The organism is Melioribacteraceae bacterium 4301-Me (assembly GCA_041538185.1).
GTDB lineage: Bacteria > Bacteroidota > Ignavibacteria > Ignavibacteriales > Melioribacteraceae > Pyranulibacter > Pyranulibacter aquaticus.
This window is the reverse complement of record JBGORM010000001.1, coordinates 33,762-48,137: the sequence shown is the minus strand read 5'-3', so window position 1 is coordinate 48,137 and position 14,376 is coordinate 33,762. Positions and strand designations below refer to the sequence as shown.

16 protein-coding genes are annotated in these 14,376 nt (G+C 33.7%); all 16 read left to right on the top strand.

Going from position 1 to position 14,376, the window contains the following annotated elements; translation table 11 throughout:
• Positions 1-15 precede the first annotated feature (15 nt).
• The 16 genes from ABRY23_00255 to ABRY23_00180 all read left to right on the top strand — a co-directional run bounded on the left by ABRY23_00255 (position 16) and on the right by ABRY23_00180 (position 14,291).
• Positions 16-678: a TetR/AcrR family transcriptional regulator gene (locus ABRY23_00255; GenBank protein ID MFA3781476.1), complete on the top strand. Its 663-nt coding sequence runs from the start codon at positions 16-18 to the stop codon at positions 676-678.
• Entirely contained in the window at positions 665-1,630 is a 966-nt protein-coding gene (locus ABRY23_00250; protein MFA3781475.1) for an HlyD family secretion protein, read from the top strand. The genes ABRY23_00255 and ABRY23_00250 overlap by 14 nt, the downstream gene beginning before the upstream one ends.
• An 18-nt stretch (positions 1,631-1,648) precedes the next feature.
• Complete coding sequence (locus ABRY23_00245) at positions 1,649-2,578, top strand: ABC transporter ATP-binding protein (GenBank protein ID MFA3781474.1); 930 nt, start codon at positions 1,649-1,651, stop codon at positions 2,576-2,578.
• Positions 2,579-2,606: 28 nt separating this feature from the next.
• On the top strand, positions 2,607-3,920 hold the full coding sequence (locus ABRY23_00240) for a TolC family protein (GenBank protein MFA3781473.1): 1,314 nt from the start codon (positions 2,607-2,609) through the stop codon (positions 3,918-3,920).
• Positions 3,920-4,849 (top strand): ATP-binding cassette domain-containing protein, encoded by a 930-nt coding sequence (locus ABRY23_00235; GenBank protein ID MFA3781472.1) that lies wholly within the window; start codon positions 3,920-3,922, stop codon positions 4,847-4,849. The genes ABRY23_00240 and ABRY23_00235 overlap by 1 nt, the downstream gene beginning before the upstream one ends.
• A 1-nt stretch (position 4,850) precedes the next feature.
• Positions 4,851-5,984, top strand: coding sequence for an ABC transporter permease (locus ABRY23_00230; protein ID MFA3781471.1), 1,134 nt, complete (start codon positions 4,851-4,853; stop codon positions 5,982-5,984).
• Position 5,985: 1 nt separating this feature from the next.
• Positions 5,986-7,116 (top strand): ABC transporter permease, encoded by a 1,131-nt coding sequence (locus ABRY23_00225; GenBank protein ID MFA3781470.1) that lies wholly within the window; start codon positions 5,986-5,988, stop codon positions 7,114-7,116.
• A 100-nt stretch (positions 7,117-7,216) separates the two neighbouring features.
• Positions 7,217-7,759 (top strand): hypothetical protein, encoded by a 543-nt coding sequence (locus ABRY23_00220; protein MFA3781469.1) that lies wholly within the window; start codon positions 7,217-7,219, stop codon positions 7,757-7,759.
• Positions 7,760-7,849: 90 nt separating this feature from the next.
• Positions 7,850-9,256, top strand: a complete 1,407-nt coding sequence (locus tag ABRY23_00215) for a DUF3943 domain-containing protein (protein ID MFA3781468.1) — start codon at positions 7,850-7,852, stop codon at positions 9,254-9,256.
• A 32-nt stretch (positions 9,257-9,288) separates the two neighbouring features.
• Positions 9,289-9,720, top strand: coding sequence for a hypothetical protein (locus ABRY23_00210; protein ID MFA3781467.1), 432 nt, complete (start codon positions 9,289-9,291; stop codon positions 9,718-9,720).
• The gene (locus ABRY23_00205; GenBank protein MFA3781466.1) at positions 9,710-10,114 is read left to right on the top strand and encodes a hypothetical protein; all 405 of its coding nucleotides are present in this window, start codon (positions 9,710-9,712) and stop codon (positions 10,112-10,114) included. Before ABRY23_00210 ends, ABRY23_00205 begins: the two co-directional genes overlap by 11 nt.
• A gap of 130 nt (positions 10,115-10,244) precedes the next feature.
• Positions 10,245-10,625, top strand: coding sequence for a cupin domain-containing protein (locus tag ABRY23_00200; GenBank protein MFA3781465.1), 381 nt, complete (start codon positions 10,245-10,247; stop codon positions 10,623-10,625).
• Positions 10,626-10,654: 29 nt separating this feature from the next.
• Complete coding sequence (locus ABRY23_00195; protein ID MFA3781464.1) at positions 10,655-11,107, top strand: hemerythrin domain-containing protein; 453 nt, start codon at positions 10,655-10,657, stop codon at positions 11,105-11,107.
• Between the two features lie 15 nt (positions 11,108-11,122).
• The gene (locus ABRY23_00190) at positions 11,123-11,701 is read left to right on the top strand and encodes a DUF6448 family protein (GenBank protein ID MFA3781463.1); all 579 of its coding nucleotides are present in this window, start codon (positions 11,123-11,125) and stop codon (positions 11,699-11,701) included.
• Between the two features lie 37 nt (positions 11,702-11,738).
• Positions 11,739-13,964, top strand: coding sequence for a nitric-oxide reductase large subunit (locus ABRY23_00185; protein MFA3781462.1), 2,226 nt, complete (start codon positions 11,739-11,741; stop codon positions 13,962-13,964).
• Between the two features lie 9 nt (positions 13,965-13,973).
• Entirely contained in the window at positions 13,974-14,291 is a 318-nt protein-coding gene (locus ABRY23_00180) for a cupin domain-containing protein (protein MFA3781461.1), read from the top strand.
• Positions 14,292-14,376: the final 85 nt, after the last annotated feature.

The following is a 14,376-nucleotide window of genomic DNA, read 5'->3' as shown; positions in this document are numbered from 1 at the left end:
TTAATTAATTGGTTAGTGAACGATAACAAACATAATTTTATAATGGACTATACTAATAAAACAACTAAAAGTGAAATCGAAGAAAAAATTATAAACCTGCTGAATAATAAGTTTAGCCAAAAAGGATATCATAAGTTTACAATGGATGAACTTGCAAGTGAACTTCACGTAAGCAAAAAAACTATTTATCGAAGTTTTCCCACAAAAGAAGAACTCTTACGAAAAATGTTAATTGATAAGCTAAGTTTTGCATATACAGTTATTGTTTCGAACATTCAAGCACAAACTAATGTAGTAGAAAAGTTTATTGAATTTTCAAAAATCATTCAGGAATATTTTGTTTTGTTTAACGATGAATCGCTCTACAGGCTGAAGCACTACTACCCAAAACTTGCAGATGAAATAATTAATCTTAAAAAAGAACGAGTAATTCCTCTAATAAAACTTTTATTAAGAGTTGGAAGAAAGAAAAAAATAATCTTAGATATTCCCGATAACATTATAATAAAAGTTTTTACTGCTGCCCTATCCTCAATTAGTCAAATGAAAAAAAGTTACAATGAAATTGAATATCAAAAAACATTTGAATCAGCTTTTGAATTGCTGCTAAATGGAATTCTTACAAAAAAAGGAAAACAATTATTAATTAATAAAAGGATAAACAATGAAAGCAATTAAAATAACAGTCATCTTTGCATTAATATTATTAATTACTGGATGTAATAGTAAAAATGACAATACATTTCTTGAAGCAACCGGCACAATCGAATCTACTAATGTAATTGTTAGCTCAAGAACAGCTGGCGATATTAAATCAATATTATTTGATGAGGGCACGCGTGTAAATGCTGGTGACACAGTTCTAATTATAGACCGCGAAGCTCTTGATTATCAACTTGAACAAGCTTTAGCTGCTGAACAGATTGCGCAGGTTCAACTTGACTTAATGCTCAAAGGCGCTAGAAGCGAAGACATAAAACAAGCTGAAGAAATGTTGAAGCAGAGCGAAATCAATTTCAATACTGCTAAAGCAGACTTTGAAAGATATAAACAATTGTGGGAGAGCAAATCAATATCTAAAAAGCAGTTTGAAGATATGACTGCTCGATATGAAGTCGCTTTGGCACAATATAATTCAGCTAAAGAAAATTATCAAAAAGTAAAAAAGATATTCCGTCCGGAAGAAATTGAGCAAGCAAAAGGTAATCTCAAAAAGGCAAAAGCTGCAGTCGATTTACTCAAAAAGAATATAAGGGATAGTTATGTAAAATCTCCTTTAAGTGGATTCATTGTTAAAAGATTTGTTGAAGTTGGCGAAACTGTAACTCCAATGTCTTCCCTCTTTAAAGTTTCTAATCTGGCTACTGTTGATTTGGTCATTTATGTATCGGAAGTGGAACTGGGTAAAATAAAACTTGGACAAAAAGCAGATGTTACAATAGATACTTATCCGGACAGAAAATATGAAGGAAAGGTAACCTACATTTCACCGGAAGCTGAGTTTACTCCTAAAAATGTTCAAACAAAAGATGAAAGAACAAAACTTGTTTTTGCCGTAAAGATTACAGTTGACAATAGAGACTTTGACTTAAAACCGGGTATGCCCGCTGATGCAAAAGTTTTTTTATAAACTGAATAAGAGATAGAAATGGAAGCCATTATTAAAATAAAAGAATTAAGAAAAAGCTACGGTTCGATTATAGCGGTTGATGGAGTTACCTACGAGGTTAATCGCGGCGAAATGTTTGGGTTGGTTGGACCAGACGGCGCTGGTAAAACAACTACAATGAGAATGCTGGTTGGTTTGTTGAATCCGGATGGGGGTAACGCTGAGGTTTTAGGTTATGATTTGCTGACACAGAAAAATCTAACCAAGGATGAGATTGGATATTTGTCGCAGCGGTTTTCTCTTTATGGTGACCTTTCAATTGATGAGAACATTGAATTTTTTGCCGACATACACGGAGTTAAAAATTATAAAGAAAGACGCAATGAGTTGCTTGAATTTACAAGATTAACTCCATTCAGAGATCGCCTTGCAGACAAACTTTCAGGTGGAATGAAACAAAAGCTTGCACTCGCTTGCACATTAATTCATAAACCAAAAATAATTTTCCTTGATGAACCGACAACCGGTGTTGATCCGGTTTCGAGAAGAGACTTTTGGAAAATCTTATCAAATCTGCTTAAAGATGGAATTACAATTTTTATGACGACTCCATATCTCGATGAAGCAGAAAGATGTAACCGTGTTGCATTGATGGACAAAGGTAAAATTATCAGCTGCGATACACCAAAGAATGTAAAAGATTCAATGCATATGCAGGTAATTGAATTTGTTTGCAACCCGATAAGAGAAGCATACAATCTCTTAAAGTCTTCGACAGAATATGAAGTTCAAATGTATGGCGATAGACTAAATGTTGCAGTTTATGATTTTGAGAAAGATTATGTAGTAATCAAAAATTTATTTGATAAGAATAACATAACAGAAATTGATAAAAGATTAATAACACCATCACTTGAGAATGTATTCATTCATTTTATGAGTAAGCCACAAGGTGTTGAAGTATCATAAGTTTTTGAAAATATCAAAGGAAATAGAAATGAAAAAAATATTAATGTTAATTCTTTTTGCAACTTCTTTATTCGCCCAAGAAAGAATATTGACTTTAAAAGAAAGTCTGGAAATAGGTTTACAAAACAGTAAAGATCTGAAGATTTCACAATCAAAAATCAATTATTCTGATGCAAAACTTTCTGAAATAAACAGCCAATTCTTACCGCAGTTTAAGTTGTTTGGGAATTACACAAGATTGAGCGATAACATTCCGGCTTTTGAATTTACCTCACCGTTTTTTCCCAATGCTATTAGAGTTTCTGAACCACTTTATAACAACTACACTTTTAAGCTTGGGTTTACGCAACCACTTTTCACCGGCTTTAAGCTGCTTTCATCAAGAAGTGCAGCTAAATACAATCTACAGGCATCTGAAAGTGATTATTCCAAAGAACAAAACGAAGTTGCATTTAATATTTACAATGCATACTGGAATTATTTCAAAGCAGAAGAAGTAAGAGACGTAATTGCACAAACTCTTCAGCAAATTGAAAACCATTTAAGAGATACCCGTAATTTTTATGAACAAGGATTGGTATCAAACAATGACTTATTAAAACTGGAAGTGCAATATTCTAATACACAACTAATGTTGATTGAAGCAGAAAATAATTTAAAGATTGCAAGGATAGCTTTTAATAAAGCACTGGGAATTGATCTAAATACTCAAACAAAAGTTGCAGCAACCGAAAAATCTATGAGTCTTGTAAATTATGATTTATCCGAAATCATAAACGAAGCGATAAATAATAGACAAGAATTAAAATCATTAGCCTATCGTGTTGAAAGCAGTAAAGAAGGTATTAGCGCCGCAAAATCGAATTGGTTTCCTTCAATTTATTTAACAGGCAATTATTATTACAGTAATCCCAATCCAAGATTTCAACCGGCAAAAGATGAGTTCAACTATAACTGGGATGTTGGAGTTACACTAAGCTGGGACGTGTGGAATTGGGGTTTAACATCATCTCAAGTTTCACAAGCTGAACAGACTAAAATTCAACTTGAAACAAATTATGAACAGCTTAAAGAAAATATTCAGATGGAAGTTTACTCCAATTTTCTAAACTTATTAAAGACCGAAGAAAAAGTTAAAGTAAACAAAATCGCTTTAGAGCAAGCATCGGAAAATTATCGTGTAACCGCAGAAAAGTATAATCTGCAGCTTGCTTCAAGTACGGATTTAATTGATGCTGAAACTTTGAAGCTGCAAGCCGAAACAAATCTTAAAATCGCCGAAGTTGACTATCAAATAGCAAAAGTAAGATTAGAAAAATCATTAGGCAGAAGGATTTACTGATGAATGCGATAGAAGTAAAGAACTTAACAAAAAAGTTTGGCAGCTTCACAGCAGTTGACAATGTCAACTTTACAGTAAAGCAAGGTGAGATATTTGGTTTTCTTGGAGCCAATGGTGCTGGAAAATCTACAACAATAAGAATGCTGATTGGAGTTTTAGAGCCAACTTCGGGCGATGCTTTGGTTGGCGGTTACAGCATAATGAAAGAGGCGGAAATGGTGAAAAGAAATATTGGATATATGTCACAAAAGTTTTCACTTTATAATGACTTAACGGTTGTAGAGAATATACGATTTTATGCCGGTGTGTATGGATTGGATGGTAAGAAATATGAAGAAAGAAAAAAATGGGTCTTAAAAGTTGCCAATCTGGAGAATATGGAAAATGCGCTTACCTCTTCATTACCCGGTGGAATAAAACAAAGATTAGCACTCGGTACAGCTGTAATTCACGAGCCCAAAATAGTTTTTCTTGATGAACCAACAAGTGGTGTTGATCCGATTTCGAGAAGAAATTTCTGGGATTTGATAAATGATCTATCCGCCGCCGGCACAACGGTTTTGGTAACAACTCACTATCTGGATGAAGCAGAATTTTGCAATGATATTATTCTTATCAATGCCGGAAAATTAATTGCTCAGGGAAGTGCAAAAGAATTAAAAACAAATTACATCAAAAATCCAATTCTGGAAATCGAAACAGATAGAACTGTGGATAGTCTTGAAATTTTGGGAAAAGAAAAATGGGTTGGAGAAACATCCATCTTTGGTAATTACATCCACATAATATTGAATGATAATACAATAACAGAAAAAAATATTATTCATTTGCTGCAGGAGCAGAATGGTATCGCTGTAAAGCGTGTTGATAAAATTATCCCAACGCTCGAGGATGTATTCATTCATCTAATTGAAAAGGATAACAAATAAAATGCTAAACAGAATATTTGCAATTGCAAAAAAAGAAATAAAGCAGTTAAGAAGAGATACAAGAATGTTGTTTATCATCTTCTTCTTCCCTATCGTGCTACTGATAATCTTTGGTTATGCAATCAACTTTGATGTAAAACACATTAAAATTGCTGTATATGACCAGGATAGATCTGATTACACAAGAGAATATATAAATGGATTGATTAGCTCAGAATATTTTGATCTTGTTACTTATGTCCACGACGATAGTGAAATTAAAAAACTATTGGATGAAAAAATTGTACAGGCAGTTGTTGTCTTTCCAAATGACTTATCAAGAAGATTATTATCAAAACAAGAAGTGAAGGTTCAATATCTTATTGATGGTGTTGATGGTACAACTGCAAATGCAATTCAAAATTATGTGAATGCCGCTACTTATAGTTATTCGATTAAACTTACAAAAGAATATTTGGCAGTTACCGGTAAAAATTTATATGTCCCTATTGATTTACAGCCGCGCTTTTGGTTTAACCCGGAATTGGAATCAACCAAATTTCTTATACCCGGTTTAATGGGAATGATTTTAATTGTTACCGCTGTAATCTCTATTTCGCTATCTATCGTTCGGGAAAAAGAAAGAGGCACAATTGAGCAAATAAATGTATCACCACTCTCTTCTTTTGAATTTATACTCGGCAAAACAATTCCATACATTTTTATTTCTTTAATAAATGCTGTAATTGCGCTTGCAGCAGGTTACATACTATTTGGAATTGTTATTAAGGGGAGCATTTTTTTGCTGCTGCTTGGAACACTAACATTTTTATTCGCTGCATTAGGATTAGGAATTTTTATATCAACTGTTGCAGATTCTCAACAAGTAGCTTTTCAAGCTGCAAATGTTACATCGCTTCTTCCTTCATTTATTCTTTCAGGATTTATATTCCCAATAGAAACAATGCCGGTGGCAATTCAAGTATTAACAAATGTTACGCCCGCTAAGTTTTATGTGGTAATTCTAAGAGCAATTCTATTGCGAGGGGCGGGAATATCAGCTTTCTGGGATCAACTAATTTATCTAGGAATATTCGGGACTATCTTTTTAACACTTGCAGTAATTGTTGATAAAAGATCAAGAGGAAAACAGTAATATGAAAACGATTTATCATTTTATAATCAAAGAACTATTACAAGTGAAAAGAGATAAAAAAATGCTTGTAATAATTTTTATGGCGCCAATACTTCAATTAATATTTCTTGGATATGCCGCAAATATGGATGTTGATATTGTTCACACAACTATTTATGACCAAGACAAAACTGAAACCAGTCGCAATTTTATTGAAAGACTTGTTGAGACGGGATATTTCCAAATTGATTATTATGCAAAAGACTACAATGAAATAACCAATTTACTTGAAGATGGCAAAACACTCGTTGCTATTGTAATACCCAAAGATTTTGAGAAAAAAATTAGGCGACGTGAAACAACCCCTCTGCAAACTTTATTTGAAGGATCGGATGCAAGCAAAGCTTCTATGGCGCTTGGTTATATTCAGGGAGTTTCAACAAGGTTTTCGCAAAATTTGATTACTGATACCAGAGACAAATTAGGGATGAAAATATCATTGAGTGGTTCTCTTACTCCGGAAGTAAGAGTATGGTACAATCCGGAAATGAAATCCAGAGTTTTTATGGTACCGGGAATATTAGGATTGGTATTAATGATTTCCACAATATCATTGATGTCAATGGCAATTGTTAGAGAACGGGAAATTGGAACGATGGAGCAATTAATTGTAACTCCTATTAAAAAATATCAACTATTACTCGGCAAGTTAATCCCATTTACAATTATTGGATTTGTCATTCTAATAATTGTTATGATAATAATGACACAGTGGTTTGGAATTGCAGTTAGAGGAAATGTTCTGTATCTGCTTTTTGCCGCATTTCTATTCATCTTATCAAATCTTGGAATCGGATTGTTCATTTCAACAGTTTCCAAAACACAACAGCAAGCGATGATGGCTTCCGTTTTTGCATTGATGATGCCAATGATATATCTGTCCGGTTTCGCATTCCCGATTGAAAATATGCCAAAGTTTTTTCAATACATCACATATGCAATACCACTGAGATATTTCATTACCATTATACGTGGAGTAGTATTAAAAGGAATTGGCTTTTCATCCCTTTGGTTAGAAACATTAATTCTTTTTGGAATGGGAGTTTCAATTTTAGTGTTAAGTGCAAACAGATTTAGTAAAAAAGTAGAATAGTTTATTAATGAAAAAAGTTTTTAAAAAAATCGGATTGCCTTTTAAATGGCAGTCTGAACTTTCAATAAACAAAAACAAAATAAATACAAGGAGTACAACAATGAAAGTAAAATCATTGATCGTGGCAGTTGTGCTGTTACTTGCAGGCACAAGTATTTTCGCTCAATCGAGCAGAGCAGGAAAATTTGGCGTTGGTTTAGATAATATCTCTTCTTCACCAAATTTGATGTTCAAATATTATACTTCAGATAATTTTTCAATGGATTTTATCATTGGAGCAGATCTTAAATTTTTAGGTGAAGATGCACCAGTCGGTGAAACAAAAGTAGATGGCTACAACTTAAGATTTGGTTTAGCCGGGTCATATCATTTTAATATAGATAAAGTTTCTCCATATCTTGGTTTGCAGGCAATGTATGGCATCAATCAAGATGCCGGATACTATGTCGTTGAACCAGATCCAAAAAATAGCTTGAAGATTGGATTGATATTTGGCGCAGATTATTTCTTGTTCGAAAAGTTTAGTGTAGGTATCAAACAAAATCTTGGTTTGGATTTCCAACTTTCAAGAGATATACCAAAAGAGGAGACCGATGTATTAATGAATACGAAAACGGAATTAACAGCAAGATTCTATTTTTAATTGGCTAAAATACTCTTTTGGCACAAGCCGGTTGCATAGTGCAGCCGGCTGCTTTAATAAGTATAGAAGAAATGAAAATTTAATAAAAGAATGAACAATGGCTTATACAAAATATTTTTTACGTTGACTCTAGTTGGCTTAAACTTATTTGCACAACCTAATGATAAGAATTTTCTTCCTTCCGGTCTATCAAACGAACGATCATTAAATAATTACGACTCAACATTCACATCCAATTCTGAAGTTGAAAAAAACTACTGGATTCCAACAATAGAAGTAGTCGGATTAAATTTTGCCGTATGGGGTTACCACAGATATTTAAGTGGTGAAAACTGGTCTAACATAAGCTGGGAAACAATAAAAAATAATTTTAAGTATGGATTTGAATGGGACGCTGATGGTTATTTAATAAATCAATTCTGGCATCCATATCACGGAGCAAATTACTATAATTTAGCCAGATCAAATGGCTTAACATTCTGGGAATCGGTTCCATACGCTTTCTTTGGAAGCTTAACATGGGAGTATTTTTTTGAGAATGAACGGCCATCTTATAATGACATAGTCAACACACCAGTTACAGGAATAATTTTTGGTGAAATTTCTTTCCGAGTTTCTAATTTAATTATTGATGAAAGCACGGAAGGGTTTGAGAGGTTTCTGCGTGAATTTACTTCAGCACTTATTGATCCGATGCAGGGACTTAACCGCTTTATTAGAGGTGATATGTGGAAATCTGGTCTGTCAAAGAAAAAAAATAAATTTAATGTCGTTGTTTCAAGCGGAGTTCATAATGTTTTTTTCGGAAGTAAGTTTAATGATAGTAAATCTTATCTCGCAGTTAGAGCCGACTTAAATTATGGGGATGAATTTTCGGTTTCAGTACATCAAAAACCATTCGATTATTTTTCTTTGCATACAGAAGTCAATATAACAGAAGGCGATAATATTGTTGGAATTTTTGCAAGTGGTGTCCTTTGGGATAATAAATTAAAGTTACTCGAAAGTTCAAAAAATATTATTGGGATTTACAAAGAGGTTGATATTCATATTAATACCGTTTATAAACTTTCTGCTACAAGCATAACTGGGCAAATAATCAATAGAGTAGATTTCAGCCCATTAGTTTCAATGCAAAATTATTTTGGTATATCAGCAATACTTATGGGCGGAACTAATTCTCAATACGCAAGTAAATATGGGAAAGATTATAATATTGGTCCGGGTGCAAGCGGCAAAATCGGGCTTACATTAAAATTCAAAGATATTGGAGAAATTTACACAAACTATAAAAGATATTGGATTCATACTTTAAGCGGTGCGGATAGTGAGGAGTTTGTCGGACTATTCAATTTTGGTCTAAGTTGTAATTTATATGGTCAAATATCGTTTGATCTAGACTACTTATTGTATGAGCGTTTTGGTGATTATAAGTATTTCCCTAATACAACAGATGCTAACTCGGCATTAAGAGTATATATTAAATACAATATTTAAGACAAAATAAATACAAATAATAAGGAAATAGTATGAAAATAAATTTAAGGAGGATAGCCGCTGTTCTTGTTACAACCATTTTTAGTTTGTTAACAATAGCAGAAGGTTCAAAAGTTCTACTCGGTATTACTGTCCAGGATTACAAAGTGTTTAAACCATTGTTGGTTTATAATGTGATTCTGGGAGTTGTGGGACTGTTTGTTGGTGTTGCAATTTGGCTTAATCATACGAAAGCTGTTGTTTCAATCATAACAGTTTTAATTATGCACTCAGCAGTTTTAGTAATTGTAATTGCACTATACTTTTTGAGTAATGCAGTTGCAATACATAGTGTGCAAGCGATGATTGTTCGTGTTGTAGTATGGCTTGTAATTTTTATCTTAGTTTGGAAATTAAATCAATCGAAAGCCCATAATAAAAATAATGAAGAACAAATAAATAAGGGTTATCCAAATGAGAACTAAAACAATTGTTTTCATACTTGTAATGATACTTGCAAACTTAACTTATTCACAAAACAATATTTCATTGCTCGATACAGAAAAAGTAAAAGATTATTTAGAGCTTAGCGCTGAACAAATTAAAACAATCGTTCCGAAGATTGGACAAATAAAAACAATTATAGAAGAAGACAAGAAAATAATTGCTGAAATTAAAGAGCGAGTTAAAAATGATGATGAACCTGGTTTCTTCGAAAAAATAAGTGTAAAAAGAGGACACGACAAACGCGCTTCGCAAATAGAGGATTTGATTGATGAAATTGGAGAAAGCTTAAATGATAAGCAAAAAAATAAGTTTAAGAATATTGATAAACCAGAATTAAAACCGTTGGATAAAAAAGAGATTTTTGGAAAGTAATCGTTTATTAAAAACAAAATTGTTATGATTTTATTGAATTTACACTATTCTGACTTAAGTCAAGGATTCCAACGCACTAAAATCTTATGTTAGTAATGAATCTAATAAAGATTAAAGGAGCTAGCTTAAGATGAGTAAAGCACAAAGAGAAAGTTTGAAAAACAGGGTCCTTAAAGCACCTCTGTTAAGTATATCTTTAGAAAAGGAGATAAAAAAATTAAAGAAAGAACTTTCCTGGATTAAAGGGGATCGTAACGCTGTTACTTTGCAGAAAAATTCAAACTTACGTGTGGTTTTAATAGCAATTCGAAAAGGGGCCTCCTTATTAGAGCATAAGGTTGAAGGACCAATAACATTACTTGTTTTATCAGGCAAAATTAATTTTTTAGCCAATGAAGAATCTGCTAAAATTAAAGCTAATGAGTTAGTAGTTTTAGAGAAAACAATTCCTCACGATGCTAAAGCAATAGAAGACTCAATATTTTTATTAACAATAATTCAACCCAAATAACACTTAAGAATTTAACAGAGGAGAAAAAAATGAATATCAAAATTCCAGTATCATTAAAACTTGAGCACGAAGAACTTCATAATCAGCTTGCTGCTGCTACAAAAATTGGCGGCAAAATTGCTGAAGCGGCAAAGCTTGTTGCACAAACTCTTCATCCACATTTTGTAGCGGAAGAAGAATTTGCTATCCCACCCTTAGGTATTTTACCTCAACTAATTGAGGGTAAAATAACTGAGGAGATGAGAGATGTAATAAAAATGACCGACAAACTTAAATCTGAGCTTCCCAAAATGTTGGAAGAGCATAAGGCTATTGTCTCGGCACTCGATAATCTTTTAAATGTAGCAAAAGAAGAAAATAAACTTGAATATGTTAAGTTTGCTGAGAAACTTAAACTTCATGCGAAGACTGAAGAGGAAGTTACTTATCCAACTGCTTTGTTAATTGGCGAGTATTTAAAACTTAAGTTCAATAAAAATTAAATTTGGAGAACTGCAATGTTGCACAAATTAAGATTCTTGTTGATATTAGTTTTGGTATCCACTATTTTCATTTTCACAAACACAACTTATGCCCATTGTGATTCAATGGAGGGACCTGTTGTTAAAGCAGCAAAAAAAGCTTTAGAAACTAACAATGTTAATTATGTTTTAATATGGGTAAAGCAAGAATATGAGAATGAAATCAAAACACTTTTTGAAAAAGTAAAGAATGTTAGAAAATTAAATTCCGAAGCAAAAGAACTTGCCGATATGTTTTTCTTTGAAACTTTAGTAAGACTTCACAGAATGGGGGAAGGAGAAGGTTATACTGGACTTAAACCTGTTGGCTATAAACCTAATGAAGGAATTGAAGCAGCTGATATAGCAATTGATAAAGGCTCTGTTGATGAAATACTTAATCGCGTTGACAAATCTTTTCATCAGAACGTTGTAAAATATTACAACGACGTTCAGTCGAAAAAAAATTATGACGTTAACGATGTTACCGCAGGAAGAGAGTTTGTTGAAGCCTATGTTCATTTTATTCATTATGTAGAAAACTTGTTTGGCGAAAATGTTACTAACCACGATTAACATGTTCATTAAAGAACATTAACGAAAGGATAAATCCATGAAAAAATATTGGATTGGGTTTTCACTTGTAATAGTCATTTCATTTACGGTTTTAAGTTGGGTTGGGGTAAAAATTTATCAGCAAAAACCACCTGTGCCGGAAAGAGTTGTAACCGAAAGCGGGGTTTTAGTCTTTACAAAATCCGATATTCAGGATGGGCAAAATATATGGCAGGCAATGGGAGGAATGGAATCTGGGTCAGTTTGGGGACATGGAAGTTATGTAGCTCCCGATTGGACTGCCGATTGGCTGCATCGAGAGCTAATTGCTGTTCTCAATTCATGGTCGAACGAAAAATATAATGTCAGCTTCGACCAATTATCTGCAGAACAGAAATCCGCTCTCAAAGCAAAACTTACTCAAATGTACAAAACAAATACTTACAATGAAGCAACTGGTGAGCTTCGGATTCCAGACGTTCGTTATTTTGCAATTGAGAAAAATATAGAACACTACACTGATGTTTTTACAAACGGCAAGAAAGAATATGCCATACCAAAAAATACTTTGAACGATACTGAAAAACTTAGGAAATTAAACGCTTTCTTCTTCTGGAGCGCCTGGGCTGCTGCTACAAACAGACCAAATGATAACGTTACTTATACAAATAACTGGCCTCACGAAGAATTAATTCAAAACATACCCACTCCAGATACTATTGTCTGGACCGGAGTTAGCATAATAATATTACTATTTGGAATAGGCGCTATGGCATGGTACCATGCAGCTAATAAAGGCGAAATAGAACATAAGGACTACCCGAAAGAAGACCCGTTGCTTGGCGCTACAATAACACCTTCACAAAAGGCAGTAATAAAATATTTCTGGGTTGTTTCTGCGCTTTTCCTTTTACAAATAATAGTTGGTGTTATAACAGCTCATTACGGGGTGGAAGGAAGCGGTTTCTATGGAATCCCCCTTTCAGAGATTTTCCCTTATGTTATTACAAGAACATGGCATCTGCAGCTTGGAATATTCTGGATTGCAACGGCATGGCTTGCCTCAGGGTTGTACATTGCACCGGCAGTCAGCGGTATAGAACCTAAAGGACAAAAACTCGGTGTTAACATCCTTTTTATAGCATTACTAATTGTTGTGTTGGGTTCAATGCTCGGTGAATGGCTTAGTACAAAACATTTGCTGCCGGAAGGTCAATGGTTTTTATTTGGACACAGCGGCTATGAGTACATTGACCTTGGAAGATTCTTTCAGATTGCTCTGTTTATTGGATTATTCTTATGGCTGTTTTTAATGTGGCGTGCAATTAAACCAGCTTTAAAGAAAAATGACGACCAAAAAGCAATCCTTACTTTGTTTTTAATTGCTTCAATTGCAATAGCTGGCTTTTATGCCGCAGCCTTGATGTACGGAAAACATACAAACCTTGCTATTGCAGAATACTGGCGATGGTGGGTTGTCCACCTCTGGGTTGAAGGTTTCTTTGAAGTATTCGCCACTGTTGTTATTGCCTTTTTGTTTGCAAAATTAAATTTGATATCTATAAAAACTGCAGGTCGTGCGACTGTACTTTCTGCTACAATATTTTTATCTGGAGGAATAATCGGCACACTGCATCATCTCTATTTTTCCGGAACTCCAATGATTGTGCTGGCTTTAGGCGCAGTCTTCAGCGCTCTTGAAGTAGTTCCTCTTATATTCGTTGGGTACGAAGCATGGGAGAATATTAAATTATCAAAATCTACTCAATGGGTTAGCAAGTATAAGTGGGCTATTTATTTTTTTGTATCCGTTGCATTCTGGAATATGGTGGGTGCCGGGTTGTTTGGGTTCATGATAAACCCCCCTATCGCACTTTATTATATGCAGGGTTTAAATACAACTCCAGTCCACGGGCATGCAGCGCTCTTCGGTGTTTACGGTATGCTTGGTATTGGATTGATGTTGTTTTCGCTCAGAGGTATAAGACCCGATTTAGAATGGAACGACAAATTAGTTAAATGGTCTTTCTGGCTGATTAATATTGGATTATTTTCGATGGTTGTTTTCAGTCTTCTTCCTGTTGGATTGATGCAAACATGGGCTTCTGTAGAACATGGATACTGGTATGCCAGAAGTTCTGAATTTTTACAAACAAACACTATGCAAACACTAAGATGGCTTAGAGTGTTTGGCGATTCAATTTTTGCACTTGGCGCACTTATTCTTGTTTACTTTATCTTTCAGTTATCAATTCAATTTAAGAAAAATAAAATGGAGAAATAAAGGAAGGTTATGATGACAGAACAAATTAAAAAAGAATCTATTTTTAATGCAATTAGCTACCAAGACAACTCAATCGTTAGCAAGCAAATTATTAAAAAGGCAAACGGTAATTTAACTTTGTTTGCTTTTGATAAAGATGAATCTTTAACAGAACACACATCCCCTTACGAGGCAGTAGTATATGTTGTTGAAGGCGAAATAGGAATTACCATTGGCGGAAATCCTTATAATGTAAAAACGGGAGAAATAATTATAATGCCGCCAAACATTCCGCATGGATTAAAGGCATTACAAAAGTCGAAAATCCTTTTAGTCATGGTAAAATAAACAAACTATCTCTATAAACTTATGTTCAAGAACTTAAAAAACTTTTTGCGTATCTTAAGAGACAGCACAGCATTACACTATTCAA

Excerpts from the sequence above, each read along its gene's own strand:
- ABRY23_00250 (MFA3781475.1), top strand. The coding sequence starts at position 665 with ATGAAAGCAATTAAAATAACAGTCATCTTTGCATTAATATTATTAATT.
- ABRY23_00245 (MFA3781474.1), top strand. The coding sequence starts at position 1,649 with ATGGAAGCCATTATTAAAATAAAAGAATTAAGAAAAAGCTACGGTTCG.
- ABRY23_00240 (MFA3781473.1), top strand. The coding sequence starts at position 2,607 with ATGAAAAAAATATTAATGTTAATTCTTTTTGCAACTTCTTTATTCGCC.
- ABRY23_00235 (MFA3781472.1), top strand. The coding sequence starts at position 3,920 with ATGAATGCGATAGAAGTAAAGAACTTAACAAAAAAGTTTGGCAGCTTC.
- ABRY23_00230 (MFA3781471.1), top strand. The coding sequence starts at position 4,851 with ATGCTAAACAGAATATTTGCAATTGCAAAAAAAGAAATAAAGCAGTTA.
- ABRY23_00225 (MFA3781470.1), top strand. The coding sequence starts at position 5,986 with ATGAAAACGATTTATCATTTTATAATCAAAGAACTATTACAAGTGAAA.
- ABRY23_00220 (MFA3781469.1), top strand. The coding sequence starts at position 7,217 with ATGAAAGTAAAATCATTGATCGTGGCAGTTGTGCTGTTACTTGCAGGC.
- ABRY23_00215 (MFA3781468.1), top strand. The coding sequence starts at position 7,850 with ATGAACAATGGCTTATACAAAATATTTTTTACGTTGACTCTAGTTGGC.
- ABRY23_00210 (MFA3781467.1), top strand. The coding sequence starts at position 9,289 with ATGAAAATAAATTTAAGGAGGATAGCCGCTGTTCTTGTTACAACCATT.
- ABRY23_00205 (MFA3781466.1), top strand. The coding sequence starts at position 9,710 with ATGAGAACTAAAACAATTGTTTTCATACTTGTAATGATACTTGCAAAC.
- ABRY23_00200 (MFA3781465.1), top strand. The coding sequence starts at position 10,245 with ATGAGTAAAGCACAAAGAGAAAGTTTGAAAAACAGGGTCCTTAAAGCA.
- ABRY23_00195 (MFA3781464.1), top strand. The coding sequence starts at position 10,655 with ATGAATATCAAAATTCCAGTATCATTAAAACTTGAGCACGAAGAACTT.
- ABRY23_00190 (MFA3781463.1), top strand. The coding sequence starts at position 11,123 with ATGTTGCACAAATTAAGATTCTTGTTGATATTAGTTTTGGTATCCACT.
- ABRY23_00185 (MFA3781462.1), top strand. The coding sequence starts at position 11,739 with ATGAAAAAATATTGGATTGGGTTTTCACTTGTAATAGTCATTTCATTT.
- ABRY23_00180 (MFA3781461.1), top strand. The coding sequence starts at position 13,974 with ATGATGACAGAACAAATTAAAAAAGAATCTATTTTTAATGCAATTAGC.